This is a genomic window from Mucilaginibacter metallidurans (assembly GCF_003286435.2).
GTDB classification, from domain to species: domain Bacteria; phylum Bacteroidota; class Bacteroidia; order Sphingobacteriales; family Sphingobacteriaceae; genus Mucilaginibacter; species Mucilaginibacter gossypii.
Window position 1 is genome coordinate 2,620,216 of record NZ_CP043449.1, and the last position, 14,938, is coordinate 2,635,153.

The following is a 14,938-nucleotide window of genomic DNA, read 5'->3' on the forward strand; positions in this document are numbered from 1 at the left end:
ATCATAATACGACTTAATATAAAGCACTCCAATTACGATAAAGACAACTATCGCAGAAAAAACAAAGTAATACATATCTAAAAATATAAAAATTTAATTAAACCAACTTATCTATCGCCAGTCATAATTATGTATTACAATTCAGGTATTAACTAAAATTTATGACCATGAAATTTATCCGATTTTCAATAATAGCTTTTGTGATGATGTTTTCATTTCAATTTGCAAAAGCCCAAAGCATAAGTATCAGCGCACATTTTGGCCGTCCTTATCATAGGGTAGTTTACACAAGCGGATATTACGATGCACCTGTTTACTATGGCAGGGACGTTTATTATGACCGTCCTGTTTATTATGGTCGTCCGCGCTATTACGCAGCAAGATATTATGACGCGCCGGTATACTATCAAAGACACTATCGTGTTCATCGTTATTGCAGGCACTGGTAAAAAAATAAAGCCTCCGGGTTGCCGGAGGCTTTATTATAGTATGTAACTATGCCGGTATAAAACGATCAAATACATTAACCAATGCCATTTAGATGTACACAAAATTGCCCCCGTTAAAAATGAGAGGTTTTAAGGGTTGTGTAAAAATACAGGCAGTTATTACTCAAATGTTACTTGGATCTATCCTTAAAAAAAGAATGTAATGCCCGTTGCGTAAATTCTGATAAAACCAGCTCACCACTTATAGCTGCACGTTGTTTAAGCAAATCATCCCAATCAGCAGTGCCTTCCCAAAGTATCTGCTTTAAGCCGGTAAGTGCTGCCGGGTTATATGAAGCTATTTTTTGAGTAAGCTCATATACAGCCCCATCAAGACTTGGAGTATCTTCATAAACCTCATTATACAAGCCGTTTTGCTTAGCCCATTGGGCAGTTTGAAAATCTGACGCCCTGATAGTGAGCTGGGAAAATGCTGATAACCCTATTTTACGGATCACAGCGGGGGCTATCACAAAGGGGCCAATACCTATAGTAAGCTCACTTAACTTTATTGACGCCGCCTCGCTGGCCAGGCAATAATCGGCAGCGGCGGCAAGGCCAACCCCTCCTCCAACTGCTTTACCCTGTACCCTCGCAATTATTATTTTAGGGCATTTGCGGCAGGCACTAATCACGTTAGAAAACCCTTCAAAAAATAACGCGCCGGTTTCCCTATCCTTAATTTGCAACAGCTCGTCAAAGCTTGCACCCGCGCAAAAAGTACGATCTCCCGCGCTTTTTAAAATAATGACTTTTGTTTCCGGATCATTACCGGCATTGAATATCGCATCGGCAAGTTGTTTTAATAACGCCGAGGGCAGGGAGTTTTGTGCCGGATGATAAAAACAAATGGTGGTTACACCGTCAGGCTCATTTGTAACGTATATATTTTCGTTTTCGGCAGACATATTTTATGTTTTATATCAGGCGGTTTTCCAACCAATATCAGAAGTATTTATGTCAACTGCAATTTTGAACCGAAATAAACAATGCTTACTTTTCAAGCAAGGGCAACTCAAAATAAAAAGTAGCGCCTGCACCAAGCTCACTTTCAACCCCTATATCGCCGTTATGATTATTAATGATCTCAGCCGAGATATAAAGCCCCATACCAAGGCCGCTCGTCATAAATTTTTTATCCTCAACACGATAAAACCGCTCAAAAATATGCTCGATCTGCGCGGCCGACAATCCGATGCCAAAGTCCGTTACTGATACACGTACCTTTCCGTTTATATTACAGGTTTCAATAATGATATTTTTATTTTCGGTTGAGTATTTTACAGAATTGTTAATGAAATTTATCAGTACCTGTTCCAGTCGCCCGGCATTTCCATCTATAAAAAAATCAGTTTCCGATTTATTGATAAAATTAAATTCAGGGTATAGGTGGATAGCGTTTTCTAAAGTTGACGCTACCAGGTCGCGAAGATTTATTTTCGCCCTGGCATATTCAAGGCCTCCCGCATGAATTTTACTTACATCAAGTAAATCGTTAACCAAACGCTGAAGCTTATTTAAAGCAGTGCCGGCCTTTTCAATATATTGTTTTACTATTGAGGGAACTTCCTCCTTTTTATAAGCCAAAATAAGCTGTAAATAACCTTTCAGGCTGGTTAAAGGTGTTTTAAGTTCATGGCTGGCCACACCAATAAACTCATCCTTTAAATCAAGCTGCTTTTTCTGTTCTTCGATATCTGTTGCGGTCCCTACCCAAAAAAGAATTTCTCCATTATCATCTCTTAACGGCACTGCGCGGTTAAGGTGCCAGCGATAAGTATTATCCCAGCGGAGGTACCTGTTTTCAAGTTCATAAACACTCCCGCTTTGCAAAGATTCGAGGTAAGCACTCATTGTTTTTTGCAAATCATCTGGGTGTACGATCTGTTGCCAGCCCCAGCCTGCTGTTTCACCATATCGCCTGCCCGTATAATCAAACCAACGCTGATTATAAAAATCGACTTCGCCACCGGGCAAATTCGTCCAGGTCATTTGAGTAATATTATTAGCCAGCAACTTAAAATGTTCCCGGCTGATAAGCAAATCATTGGTACGCTCCCTCACAGTATCTTCCAGGTCATTATTCAGCCTCTCGGCAATATTCTGGGCTTCTTCAAGCTGATCATTTTTAATTTTCAGCTCCCATTCGGTTTCCTTTTGAGCAGTCAAATCGGTCAGGATCAAACTCAATGCCGTTCCTTCATCAAGGTCAAGTGTGGTAGATGATAATAAACAGGGAGTCAGTTTACCATCCCGATTTGATAACAAAACCTCGCCCTTACAATCGGCATTCCAGCCATCCCTAATTATCTGCTTATACTTCTCCACCGAAACTTCGGCAACAAAAGCGTTAAAATCCAGCCCGATCACTTTTTCTAACGGTTCATTAACCATAGCCGCAAAACTCGAATTGCTATATAATATAGTACCGTCCCCATTCAACGTAACCGCTCCTTCGTTCATTTTTTCAATAAAAACGCGGTAGGTTTGGTCGGCCGTTTTCAACGTATAAAGCTGGTGGCCTTCATCATCTTTAACTATAAAGGCATCAACCTGGCCATTACGAATAGCAGAAATGACGTCGGTAGCTTCTTCTAATTGATATCGAAGCTTATTGTTCTCCGCAAGCAACTGCTCATATGTAAGTTTGTCCTGCTCCATAATTAGCTTTCTGTAAATATTCCCAGCCCTTTTAAAACTTTGTCTGTATTTGACATATCTCCGATAAGCTTGCGTTCAACGCCGGGAGATTTTTTAATAAGTAAAGGCAATGCTATGATCTGTTCTTCCCGTGCGATAAGCGGTTGCTGGTAAACATCAATTATCTCGAGCTCGTAATTAGGCTTAAGGTACCGCTCACAAATAATTTTTAAGTTGGCTATTGCCCTGACAGAATTGGGCGATGCTCCAATTACAAATAAACGCAATCGAAAAAACTGGTTTTCTCCTTGATCTAAAGGCAATTGGTTTTGCTCGGTCATCTAACTATTTACTTACTGGTATTATATTCAATCCAACCAAAACTTTTTCCTCGTTGCTCAAGTCGCCTATTATTTTGCGAATCGGTTCAGGTACTTTTCTTACCAGCGTGGGGATTGCAAATATTTGATCCCCTTCGGCCAGTTGAGGCTGCTGCAGCAAGTCTATTACTTCAATAACATACTGACCTTTCAAATGTTCTTCACAATATTTTTTAAGGTTGGTGAGCGCGGTAACCGATTTAGCAGTTTTGCCCGCTACATACAGCCTTAACTCATATTTTATAACTTCATCCAGTTCCATTACTTTTTACTTTTTGATTTACTTTTAAGCGTATCCACATTTCCCCGGCGAATGTCGGTTATCTCTTGCCGGTTTCTTTCTATAATATCCTGTTTCAACTCTTCTTCCAGGTATATTTTGTTCAATTCCTCCTCTGTCGATTCAAATTCGGCCTGCAAGCTTGCAATTTTTGATTCAAGCATCATACGCCGGCGCAATATCTCTTTATCTTTACGGGATATAGCAAACTCCCTTAGTGCCACGCCTGCTTTTTCCCTTAATTTTTGGGCTTCCCTAGCCGATCCTGTGAGCACTCCATCGGGGCCAAGATAAACATCAACCAGGTTTAACCCCTTATCGGTAATGGTAAACTCGCGTACCTGGTTTGAATGGCTCATACCGCGCGACTTCATGATGTATAAACCCCGGTTACGCTCTCCGTTCGATTCGATATCTCTTACAAGCAGCCAGGTATCAACTAATGATGATACACCTTCGTCGGTTTGTTCACTTACCACCGTATTTAAACTGAGGGCAGTAAACATAACCGTGATCTGTTCGTCCTGTAAAAAATCGATCAGCCTTATCAGCATCGATTTTACTTCACTTACCGAACCCACCGTAATGAGGTTTGTAATCGGGTCGAGGATCACCGCTGCGGGCTTAAATCTTTTAATGATCTTATAAATAGCAACGAGGTGCATTTCAATACCGTAAAGCGTAGGACGCGAGGCATGAAACTCGAGCAAGCCATTGTCAATGTGTTTTTGCAGGTCGAGATTGATTGATTTCATGTTGCGAAGGATCTGCTTAGGCGCCTCCTCGAAAGCAAAATAAAGGCACCTTTTTTTGTTGCCGCAAACCTCATTGGCAAAGCTAGCCGCAATACTTGTTTTACCGGTACCGGCCGTGCCCGAAACGAGGATACTGCTGCCCTGAAAAAAACCCTTGCCTCCAAACATGCTGTCAAGAGAGGGTATACCCGATGAAATTCTTTCGGATGACACTTCTTTTTCCAATCTTAAAGATGTTACCGGAAGTACAGAAATGCCATCTTCATCAATTAAAAATGGATATTCGTTGGTACCATGCTGTGTACCGCGATATTTTACCACGCGCAAACGACGGGTTGAGATCTGATTTATAACCCTGTGATCAAGCAGGATAACACAATCTGAAACATATTCTTCAAGTCCCTGCCGTGTTAATGAAGAGCCGTCACCTTTTTCGCCGGTTATAATAGCAGTTACACCTTTTTCCTTTAAAAAAGTAAAAAGCCTTCTAAGCTCGGCCCTCAATATAATCTGGTTTGATAAACCCGAAAAAAGATTTTCAAGAGTATCCAGTACTACTCTTTTTGCCCCGATGCTGTCAATAGCAAAGCCTAAGCGAATAAACAAACCTTCCAGGTCATATTCGCCTGTCTCCTCAATCTCGCTTCGGTCTATATGCACATGATCAAGTCTTAATTTTTTATCATCCTGGAGTTTAATTAAATCAAAGCCCAGCGACGCTACGTTCGAAGCCAATTCATCTGCCTTTTCTTCAAAAGCCATAAATACACCGGGCTCGTTAAATTCGGTAGCACCCCTCACGATAAACTCAAGCGACATAAGTGTTTTACCACAACCCGCTTCACCACATATCAGCGTTGGTCTTCCATTAGGTAAACCACCGCCCGTTATTTCATCTAAACCGGTAATACCGGTAGGGGTTTTGGGCAATTGCTCAAACGTTATAAGCTGCTGTTTTTTATGCAATTTGGTCATAATAAATCCAATCTGTTTAACTACCCGCATACCACAACCATCAAGTATACAGGATTTTGTTTTATTGGTATGGTAATAGTAATACCTATGAAATTGTTTTGATATAATTGATTTTGTGGAGTAAAAAAAACAAAAAACATGGTAAAATTACCGTACTATTAATACAAATAATTCTCCTGATTTTACAAACCTTTAAAATCTCATACCATCAAATTCTCTAAAAACAGAATTTAAACATTTATACAGGTATACTGTTAAAAAAACAAGGTATACGCTTCTGTAACCCGTTTTTATCAATAACTGCAGCTATATTAATATAACAGGCATACTCATTTAATTGAAATATTATGATGTATGAATTGAGATTTTGATCTTAATTATTATAGCCTATATTTATACATATTATTTATATAATGAATAACAACGCCGGCCTTCATCAACAATTAAACGAAGATATTTTCCGTATTCTGTTCAGGGAATCTCCTACCCCTATAGCATTATATGTTGGCAAAACAATGGAGATCAGGATTGCCAATAAGGCCATGACAGATATATGGGGACAGGGAGATGATGTTATTGGGCATAATTACTTTGACCTGCTGCCCGAATTCGAAGAGCCGGGCTTTCATGCAATATTATCAAATGTATACGATAACGGTACGGCTTATAAGTGGAAAGAGCAAAGGGTTGATCTTATGGTTAACGATAAGCTTGAAGAATTTTACTTCAACTTTATTTTTAAACCGTTACATAACGACGATGGTAAAGTTTGGGGTGTGTTGAATACAGCTACAGATGTTACCGAACTGGTTAACACCCGTAAAAAGCTGGTTGAAAGTGAACAGCGTGCTCAATTTGCTCTGCAAGCTGCCGAACTGGGAACCTGGGATTTAAACCCCAGATTACAAACCGCAACATGGGACGATCGCTGTAAAGAGCTTTGCGGTTTTCGAAAAGATGATGAGATAAAGTATGATGATCTGTTGAAATTTGTCCACCCGGAAGATGAGCAACGCTTGCGAACAGCAGTAATGCAGGCTTATGATCCTGTAAGCAATGGAAATTATGATATAATCGTCCGCACCGTTGATGACACAGGGCACCTGAAATATTGGATCCACCTGAAAGGTAGGGCTTACTTTAACGATAATCATGAGCCTATCCGCTTTGCAGGTACCGTACAGGATATAACCCGCGAAATATTAGATAAACAAGAACAACAAAAACTGATTGCACTGATTGATAAAACAGCCGACGTGGTTGCAGTAGGCAGCATGGATGGTTCTGTAACCTATATCAATAAAACAGCCTACACTATATTAGGTATTGGGAGTACAAAAGAAGCTTTAAAACCCGGCGTTGAATATTTTGCAGATCATGAAGCAGACAAAGTAAATAATGAGATAAACCCCGCGGTACAGCAGTATGGTAAGTGGGAAGGTGAAATGCACTATCGGCATTTTAAGACAGGAGAAAATATTCCGGTTTACGTTAACTGTTTCAGAATCGATGATCCGTTAAATGGCTTGCCTATTGGTATGGCATCCGTAGCCCGAGACCTGCGCCCTGAAAAAGCGGCAAGAAATGAACAGTATAAATTATTGTCGCTTATTAACCATAGCTCAGATTTTGTAAGCCTATCCAACCTTGATGGTAATGTAACTTACGTAAATACCGCCGGGCGAAAAATGTTGGGTATCAAAGGCGCCAACGAGCACAGGAGGCACAACAGCGAATATTTAATGCCTGATGAGCTTGATAAGCTGAGGGACAAAGTAAATCCAATTTTAATGAAGCATGGCAAATGGAGCGGTGAAGTACTTTACCGTCATTTCCAAACCGGCGAAGCCATACCTGTGTACGGCACCACCATGCTGGTTTATGACGCTGTAACCGGCTTGCCAGAGGGCCGGGCTTCAATTGCAAGGGATCTGCGAAGGGAAATTGCCGATAAAAAAGCCCTTACTGATAGTGAGAGATTGCTTAAAAACATCACTAATGCGTCGCCAACAGTACTTTGGATGGCCGATGCTCAAGGTAATATTACTTACGTAAATCAAACCTGGGTTGATTGGACTGGCATTAAATATGAGGATAATATGGGCGCAGGGTGGATCAACGCACTTTTAGAAGAAGACAGAACCAGGGCCGGTGAAAAGTTCTTAGCCGATTTAAATGCCCGCCGGTTCTATGAAGTTGATTTTAGGATCACACGCCGGGATGGTGAAATAAGATGGTGTATAGCCACCGGCAATCCGCAATATAATGAGCAGGGGGAATTTACCGGGTACATAGGTGCCTGTACCGATGTTACCGATAAAACACTTGCCGAAAGCGAAGTGAAATTACGTAACAGGGAATTAAATAACCAGATCAGGCAGTTTGAGTTTGTTACTGGTTTTATGCCGGTGCAACTTTGGACGGCCCGCACGGATGGTCAGGTCGACTACTTTAATCAACGTGCTGTAGATTATTTTGGTGCCCAAGCAAATGAAATAGCAGCATCCTGGCTCAATGCTATTCATCCCGATGATAGAGATGCTTGTGTTGAGGCTTGGAACTATGCAGTGAACACGAGTAATGTTTACCAATGTGAATTTAGATTAAAAGATAAAGATCAAAATTACAAGTGGCATTTGTCCAGGGCTTTACCTTTCATAATTGACGGAAAAATCATTAAATGGTTTGGTACTAATACAGACATTGATGAGCAAAAACAATTACAACGGCAAAAAGATGATTTTTTAGGTATCGCAAGTCACGAATTAAAAACGCCGGTTACGAGCATAAAAGCATATGCCCAGGTATTGGGTGCTATGCTTACCAAAGAAGGCGAACAAAAAAAAGCCGAAATGGTGCTTAGGATGGATGCCCAGATTAACCGTCTTACAAACCTCATAGGCGATCTCCTTGATGTTACCAAGATTAACTCGGGCAGGCTACAGTTCAATAAAATATGGTTCGATTTTAATGAAACCTACAGGAAACTGTTGAAGACCTGCAGCACACTACACAAAAACATAAACTTATCCAAAACTTTACACCAACAGGCCGTATCTATTCAGACAAAGATCGGGTAAGCCAGGTTATTACCAACCTTATTACAAATGCTATCAAATATTCGCCTCATACCGATACCATCATCATCAACACTCGCCGCGAAAACAATGAGGTGATTGTTTGTGTACAGGATTTTGGCATCGGGATACCCGAAGACAAGAAGGACCGGGTGTTTGAGCAATTTTACCGGGTAAGCGGGAATAAGCAGCATACTTTCCCCGGTTTGGGGTTAGGATTATACATCTCTTCAGAAATTATTAAGCGAGAAGGCGGCAGAATGTGGGTAAACAGCATTGAAGGCAAAGGGTCTACTTTTTGCTTTGCATTACCTGTAGATGATATCAACAGTTAATGATCTGTTGGATAGTTTACAATCAGGTAAATTTATTACAGCTAATTTCAGAGGGTTTAACCAAGCCCTTACGCCTAAAATGGATACAAAGAACAAGAAAATCATGATTGCAGATGATGACCCTGGCATTGTAGATGCTGTGGAAATGCTGCTTGAATTTGAAGGCTATGAGGTAACTTCAACCGTAGATGGTACAACAGTACTTGATATGAAAGACGAACTCCCCGACTTGCTACTGTTAGATATCTGGATGAGCGGCGAAGACGGTCGCGATATCTGCAGGAAGCTAAAACAAGACGAGCTAACCAAAGATATACCTGTTATCATGATATCGGCAAGTCGCGATATACGTGATTCTGCAATGATAGCCGGTGCCGACGATTTTTTAGCCAAGCCTTTTGATATGGATGATTTACTAAAAAAAGTGGCCTATTTTGTTCAAAAAACTTAATAATAGACAAGCAACATCAATCAACTAACAACAATTACCCCTCTTCGGACAGAACCTTATGGCGGCCGTCTCACCCGGGCGCCGGTTCTTCCCGTTGCTTAAATATCCCTTTAAAATTAATATAAAACCGACATGCTAAAATGCTATAACGCCTCTCCGGGATAAGTCCTCGCGATGGCCGTTTTATCCGGTCGCCGATTCATCCAGTTGTATTTTATGGCATGCAGTTAAACTGGTCATTTCACTGGTCAACACCTAACTAAAATATAAAAACATTAACCCATATGGTATGTTATTTATTAAAACAAAACAATAACGCCATGGGAGTTTTACAGCACGTACAACATCAGATCTCAGCACTGAACGATCTGATCAAAATAAATAACGACAGGATAACCGGATATCACAAAGCTACCGAAGCAACAGATGAAGTCGGATTGAATTTACTTTTTAATGAATATATTGATCAAAGCAAAAACTACGTTAGTGAAATACGCGATTACATTCGTGTATTAGGAGGAGATCCTACAGACGGTACTACCCTTGCGGGGAAATTTTATCACGCCTGGATGGATGTAAAATCGGTTTTTGTAAGTAAAGACAGTCACTCGATACTTTCGGATTGCGAATATGGCGAGGATGTAGCAAAAAAAGCTTATCGCGCCGCGCTTGACGATAAGGAGCTGATATGGGAAGATGAGCAGGTTGTAACCATGCTTAATAATCATTTAGAAGGTTTAAAAAAAACGCATGACACCATTAAATCGTTAAGAGATGCGGTTAATGCCTGATCATAATTTTGTTATATTGAGCAGATGAGCAATTCAAATCAATCATTTTTTTCGGCATGCCGCATGCCTGATCAATTCGCTAAGGTTACCTGCACACAGGATAAGGTGATTTATACGCTTTCGCAATTAAAGCAAGCCACAGTAGCTGATATTGCATTGAAGCTAAAGGAATACGAACCTGCGGTAAATACTTTTACACACGAGAAAAACACGATTGAAGTACTTAATTATCTTTTTGACCGGGGATTGGTAAAGATCACCAAACAAAACGGCGAGTTAAACTACAACCTGGTCAACGCTTAAGCAGGTTGTAGTTTAATATATTTTATTACATACCAGGCGCAAGTGGTTTGGCCGAAACTACGCTATCAAAACGCTTACTCCCCGCCATGGCAGCGTATGCAGGTATTCTTTATAGTGAAGTTCTAAAAATGAGCCTGCGTTACTGTTCAGTTTTTTTGCCACTTTTTCATCGGTTACAGAAAACATAAATTCATTTGAGCCAATTGTACCCCCTGTTACCTGCGTACGGATTCCGTTTTGAATTAACCTATCTTCATAAGTTTTAAATACGTAACCTTTCTTTACAAAATAGTTCATGGTACCGGCTTTAGTTCCCTCGCCAAAAACAAAATAATATCGATAGTAAAAAAAGCCTACTATAATCAGTAGTAATATAAGGGTGATAATAACCTTGGTTTTTGTTTTCATCGGAGATTTTATTTGCTAACTAAGCTACAAAAACTTAGCAGGTAAGCAAACATTTATATCATGACAATGGCCTGTTTAGTTTGCCGGCTTCTCTCCTTCTTTAATTTTCGTGAGGTTTACTTTTTTAAAAGACTCCACTAAAAAGGTAACCAAACCAGTTAGGTTAAAAGGTGGATCATTGGTAGTTAGCGTAAGTTTGTCCTTATTGTTTTCAAAATCGATATCCAGGTAATAATTAGGTGCATCTGTAACCTGGCTACCCTGTTTCCAATCGTACATCTTTTTTAATTCACTCCGTTTTAGCCAATAGTTCAGACTGTCAAGTTGCTGGTTAGTGAGCTTCCCGGCATAATCTCCTTTATAAGGATCTGCAAACTCGCCCCCTTTTAAACGATACGTACCATCAGCCCATATATTGATCAACAATTGCGGACAATTGCCATAACAGGTTGAGGATAGGAAACGAAGTTTTAAAAATTTGATCCCATTATCAAAACTGGATTTATAGTTTTTAAACTGCAAGGGAGGGCGACCGGCTAATTTTATAGCATTATCATTAACAGCTTTAATGGTTAATTTCTTGCCATCAAAATAGTTGATGATAAACTTAGAAACGTCAATATGCTGTTGTTTAAAATTATCTGCACTGGTAGTATATGTATCAATTATTTTAAGCGTGTCATGCTCTATTTTGTATTTGTTTTCGTGTTTCTTATATCCATCCAAATTAAAATAAACCTTGCCGCTATTAAAATAAAGATAACCGAGATCTTCGGTTATCCACTCTTCCGACTCAACGGTTGCATGCTGGCCCGACACTGTGCCACATAGGATAGTTAGCAATAAAATAAGCAGGGATATGCTTTTCATTTAAATTTAACTTACAAACTCAAATAATATTGGGTAAGGGATTCAAAATCGTCAAATTTATGATCATAGTCATCCGTATTACCAAAGCCATAACTAACAAACACAAATGGGATACCGGCAAGGCGCGTTTGTTCAGCATCGCCATTAGTATCGCCTATGTAAACCGGGTTCTGCAATTTGTGTTTATTCATGAGCAGATGCATATTGTGGTTTTTAGGCATCTGGTTGGTGCCATAAGCCATGCTATCTGTAATAACCTCATTAATGCCTGCCCATGTTAAAAACAACGGAATAATACCAACAGCACAGTTACTTAATACAAATAATTTGTATTTGCCTGCCAATTGTTCCAGGCCTTTAGTAACTCCTTTATACATAATACCACCGCTGGTTGGTAATATTTCGCGTCTTACCTGGTTTACCGCATTGTAGATCTCCATCCCTTTTTCCTCATCAAATTCGGGCAGCATTACCCGTGTAAGCTTTTTACCATCCATACCTATCACGTGCAGCAGTTCATCTCGTTTAATAGTCCTTTGAATATCAAGCTTTTGAAATATCAGATTCCATGATTCGGCGTAGGTGTCAACGGCATCCCAAAGGGTTCCGTCCATATCAAAAATGAGGCTATCGGGTTTCTGCATTAGCTAAAAGTATGTTTTTCGCTAAGATGAAAAATTAACGGCAATTAATGTTCATGTTTTCTTCATTATTAATCCTCACCTTAGCATTGTGATAAGGTTAACGCGGGTCGGCTTAGCAGGAGGCTGAGCCCGCAAAGAACCCCCGCCTCTCGGCGGGGTTTCTTTTTATAAAGGTGGCTTTAAAAGTCGTAAGTCCTAAATTCAAAGTCTTAGGTAGCAACAATAATGGTTTCTAAAACTCCAGCTTAAGAGTTATAACTTTAGACTCAAAACTTCCGACTAAATACTTATTCCGTCCCTACTTTATAAATTTCATGAAACTTGATTCCTTGCTTGTCAAAATGTTTTTTGTACGCGGCATAACGCTGAAGTATGAAAAAATCTTTAGCAAACCCGTCGTGCACAGGCAAAATTTGCTTAGGATACAGCTCATCTGCAAAGGCCGAAATTGTTGGTTCATTGGCAAATGGAGCCATCGAAACCATGATCAGCAACTCGATACCTTTAAAATTCAAAAGCTTCTCTTCCATCGAATCAACGGGGTGCAATACTTTGTTATTGATTAGGAAGCCCGTCATTTGTGGCAGCGGGTTATCCATGATGAGCTCATGCCTAACCGGGAACGCCTGGAGTTTAAATGGCCCTGCCCGATGGGTGCCTTCTTCAAGAAGTATATATTTTAAATTGATCTTATCTAATTCCCTTCCTACCTGCGAATTAGTGACAACTACTGCGCCGCTTAACTCTACAATACTTTTTAAGATATCTATATCGAAATGATCGGGGTGGATATGGGTGATCACAATAGTTCTTACATCAACAAACAATTGTGGTGTAACCAAACCTTCGGCAAATGAAAACTTTCCGGGGTCAAACAAGAGCTGATAACCGTCTAATTCAAAAAGCAGGCATGAATGAAGGTATTTTGATATTTTCATAAGCGCGTAGGTTTATTTCCTAAAGATACACAGGAAAGACTTATGAAGTTTTAAAAAGTTAATCCTGATTGAAAAGCGGATATCACGCTCAGTGTTTGGACTCAAGGAATTTAGAGAGCGAATTATATATATAAGCGTAAAACCTTACGAGGTTTTAAAACTAAGTAAGGCTGATTTTACAACAACTCCGTAGCCAAATTGGCCAGTTCGCTCCTCTCCCCTTTTTGCAAGGTGATGTGAGCATAAAGCGGATGCCCTTTTGCTTTATCTATTAAATACGACAGTCCATTACTTTCGGCATCGAGATATGGGGTATCTATCTGGTAAATGTCACCTGTAAATACAAATTTGCTGTTCTCTCCGGCCCTGGATATGATAGTTTTCACCTCGTGCGGGGTGAGGTTTTGCGCTTCATCAACAATAAAGAATATCTTACTGAGCGTGCGCCCGCGAATAAAAGCCAGTGGAGCTATCGAGATTTTATCATTATTGACTAACTCATCAATTTTGGCCTGCATTTTTTCGTCGTCACCGAACTGATCCTTTATAAATTTTAGGTTATCCCATATCGGGGCCATATAAGGATCAATCTTTGATTTAATATCGCCAGGCAAAAAGCCTATGTCTTTATTGCTTAAAGGAACAATAGGGCGGGTAACAAAGATTTGACGATAATATTTACGTTGCTCAAGTGCGCTGGCCAAAGCTAATAGCGTTTTACCCGTGCCGGCGTTTCCTTGTATAGTTACTAATTTTATATCCGGGTGCAATAACGCATGAATAGCAAAAGACTGCTCGATATTACGAGGGTGAATGTTTAAAACAGGCTGCTCGGTAACTTTTTCAAGCTGCTTAGTTTGTGAATTGTAAAAACCTACAGTATCGCCTTTTTTTCCTTTTAATACATAAAAGTGATTGTTGGTGTACGAACCTATCTTTAAATTTTCGGCCGGTAAATTTTCATTTTTATTCAGAGTGGTGATCAGTTTTTCCGTCACCTTATCTACATCCGTTTTACCCGTATAAAGTTCCTCCAGGTTTTTGATCTTGCCCGTTTCATAATCTTCGGCATGCAGGTTAAGGGCTTTGGCTTTGAGGCGAAGGCAAATATCTTTTGATACCAACACTACCTTTTTGCCAGGATTTTCTTCCTGTAAGCCAAGGGCCGCGTTGAGGATACGGTGATCCGTTTTATCTGAACCAAAAATCTGCTCGGCATCCTGGCCGGTAGTTTTAGTATCCATTGCAACTTTAAAGCTGCCTTTAGTTTTACCGTTAAGCGGGATCCATTCGTTGATCAGTCCATTGTGCGACAGGTCATCCATCAACCGGATAAAGCTTCGGGCCTCAAAGTTACGGGTATCATTACCGTTCTTTTTATTATCGAGCTCTTCCAATACCTGGATGGGTATGGCAACATCGTGCTCCTGAAAGTTTTGAAATGCGTTGTGATCATACAGGATCACAGAAGTATCTAAAACAAATATTTTCTTCTGGTTACGCTGACCGTCCTTCATATCCGCCTAAAATAACGATTTTAAGGTTTGAAGAAAAATTTCTCCTCAAACAAAAAAACCTGTAAAAGCGAAAACGGGAGTCATCT

16 protein-coding genes are annotated in these 14,938 nt (G+C 40.0%); 6 read left to right on the plus strand and 10 right to left on the minus strand.

Annotated features, from left to right (window positions below):
* The first annotated feature begins 167 nt into the window (after positions 1–167).
* Positions 168–449, plus strand: coding sequence for a hypothetical protein (locus tag DIU38_RS33505; protein ID WP_208057847.1), 282 nt, complete (start codon positions 168–170; stop codon positions 447–449).
* Between the two features lie 170 nt (positions 450–619).
* On the opposite strand, the gene DIU38_RS11310 is transcribed toward DIU38_RS33505, so the two are convergent.
* The 5 genes from DIU38_RS11310 to kaiC form a co-directional block, all read right to left on the minus strand.
* Entirely contained in the window at positions 620–1,396 is a 777-nt protein-coding gene (locus tag DIU38_RS11310; RefSeq protein ID WP_112656921.1) for an enoyl-CoA hydratase/isomerase family protein, read from the minus strand.
* An 85-nt stretch (positions 1,397–1,481) separates the two neighbouring features.
* On the minus strand, positions 1,482–3,149 hold the full coding sequence (locus DIU38_RS11315; protein WP_112656923.1) for a PAS domain-containing sensor histidine kinase: 1,668 nt from the start codon (positions 3,147–3,149) through the stop codon (positions 1,482–1,484).
* A 2-nt stretch (positions 3,150–3,151) separates the two neighbouring features.
* The gene (locus DIU38_RS11320; protein WP_091162822.1) at positions 3,152–3,469 is read right to left on the minus strand and encodes a circadian clock KaiB family protein; all 318 of its coding nucleotides are present in this window, start codon (positions 3,467–3,469) and stop codon (positions 3,152–3,154) included.
* 4 nt (positions 3,470–3,473) lie between these two features.
* Positions 3,474–3,770 carry a circadian clock KaiB family protein gene (locus tag DIU38_RS11325; protein WP_090526014.1) on the minus strand — a complete coding sequence of 99 codons (297 nt, stop codon included), beginning with the start codon at positions 3,768–3,770 and terminating at the stop codon, positions 3,474–3,476.
* Complete coding sequence (gene kaiC, locus DIU38_RS11330) at positions 3,770–5,518, minus strand: circadian clock protein KaiC (RefSeq protein ID WP_112656925.1); 1,749 nt, start codon at positions 5,516–5,518, stop codon at positions 3,770–3,772. Before kaiC ends, DIU38_RS11325 begins: the two co-directional genes overlap by 1 nt.
* 413 nt (positions 5,519–5,931) lie before the next feature.
* Between kaiC and DIU38_RS11335 the strand changes: the two genes are divergently transcribed.
* The 5 genes from DIU38_RS11335 to DIU38_RS11355 all read left to right on the plus strand — a co-directional run bounded on the left by DIU38_RS11335 (position 5,932) and on the right by DIU38_RS11355 (position 10,475).
* Positions 5,932–8,598 carry a PAS domain S-box protein gene (locus DIU38_RS11335; RefSeq protein WP_149354079.1) on the plus strand — a complete coding sequence of 889 codons (2,667 nt, stop codon included), beginning with the start codon at positions 5,932–5,934 and terminating at the stop codon, positions 8,596–8,598.
* A gap of 32 nt (positions 8,599–8,630) precedes the next feature.
* Positions 8,631–8,930, plus strand: a complete 300-nt coding sequence (locus DIU38_RS11340; protein WP_244311306.1) for a sensor histidine kinase — start codon at positions 8,631–8,633, stop codon at positions 8,928–8,930.
* Positions 8,914–9,381, plus strand: coding sequence for a response regulator (locus tag DIU38_RS11345; protein WP_317131841.1), 468 nt, complete (start codon positions 8,914–8,916; stop codon positions 9,379–9,381). The genes DIU38_RS11340 and DIU38_RS11345 overlap by 17 nt, the downstream gene beginning before the upstream one ends.
* A 320-nt stretch (positions 9,382–9,701) precedes the next feature.
* The gene (locus tag DIU38_RS11350) at positions 9,702–10,172 is read left to right on the plus strand and encodes a ferritin-like domain-containing protein (protein WP_167516147.1); all 471 of its coding nucleotides are present in this window, start codon (positions 9,702–9,704) and stop codon (positions 10,170–10,172) included.
* 24 nt (positions 10,173–10,196) lie between these two features.
* Positions 10,197–10,475 carry a hypothetical protein gene (locus DIU38_RS11355; RefSeq protein ID WP_112656931.1) on the plus strand — a complete coding sequence of 93 codons (279 nt, stop codon included), beginning with the start codon at positions 10,197–10,199 and terminating at the stop codon, positions 10,473–10,475.
* A 57-nt stretch (positions 10,476–10,532) separates the two neighbouring features.
* On the opposite strand, the gene DIU38_RS11360 is transcribed toward DIU38_RS11355, so the two are convergent.
* The 5 genes from DIU38_RS11360 to DIU38_RS11380 form a co-directional block, all read right to left on the minus strand.
* On the minus strand, positions 10,533–10,883 hold the full coding sequence (locus tag DIU38_RS11360) for a hypothetical protein (RefSeq protein ID WP_112656933.1): 351 nt from the start codon (positions 10,881–10,883) through the stop codon (positions 10,533–10,535).
* Between the two features lie 75 nt (positions 10,884–10,958).
* Positions 10,959–11,753, minus strand: coding sequence for a DUF6438 domain-containing protein (locus DIU38_RS11365; RefSeq protein ID WP_112656935.1), 795 nt, complete (start codon positions 11,751–11,753; stop codon positions 10,959–10,961).
* A gap of 11 nt (positions 11,754–11,764) precedes the next feature.
* On the minus strand, positions 11,765–12,397 hold the full coding sequence (locus DIU38_RS11370) for an HAD family hydrolase (protein ID WP_112656937.1): 633 nt from the start codon (positions 12,395–12,397) through the stop codon (positions 11,765–11,767).
* Between the two features lie 287 nt (positions 12,398–12,684).
* The gene (locus DIU38_RS11375) at positions 12,685–13,335 is read right to left on the minus strand and encodes an MBL fold metallo-hydrolase (protein WP_149354081.1); all 651 of its coding nucleotides are present in this window, start codon (positions 13,333–13,335) and stop codon (positions 12,685–12,687) included.
* Positions 13,336–13,511: 176 nt separating this feature from the next.
* Complete coding sequence (locus DIU38_RS11380) at positions 13,512–14,852, minus strand: PhoH family protein (RefSeq protein WP_090526023.1); 1,341 nt, start codon at positions 14,850–14,852, stop codon at positions 13,512–13,514.
* Between the last annotated feature and the right edge of the window lie 86 nt (positions 14,853–14,938).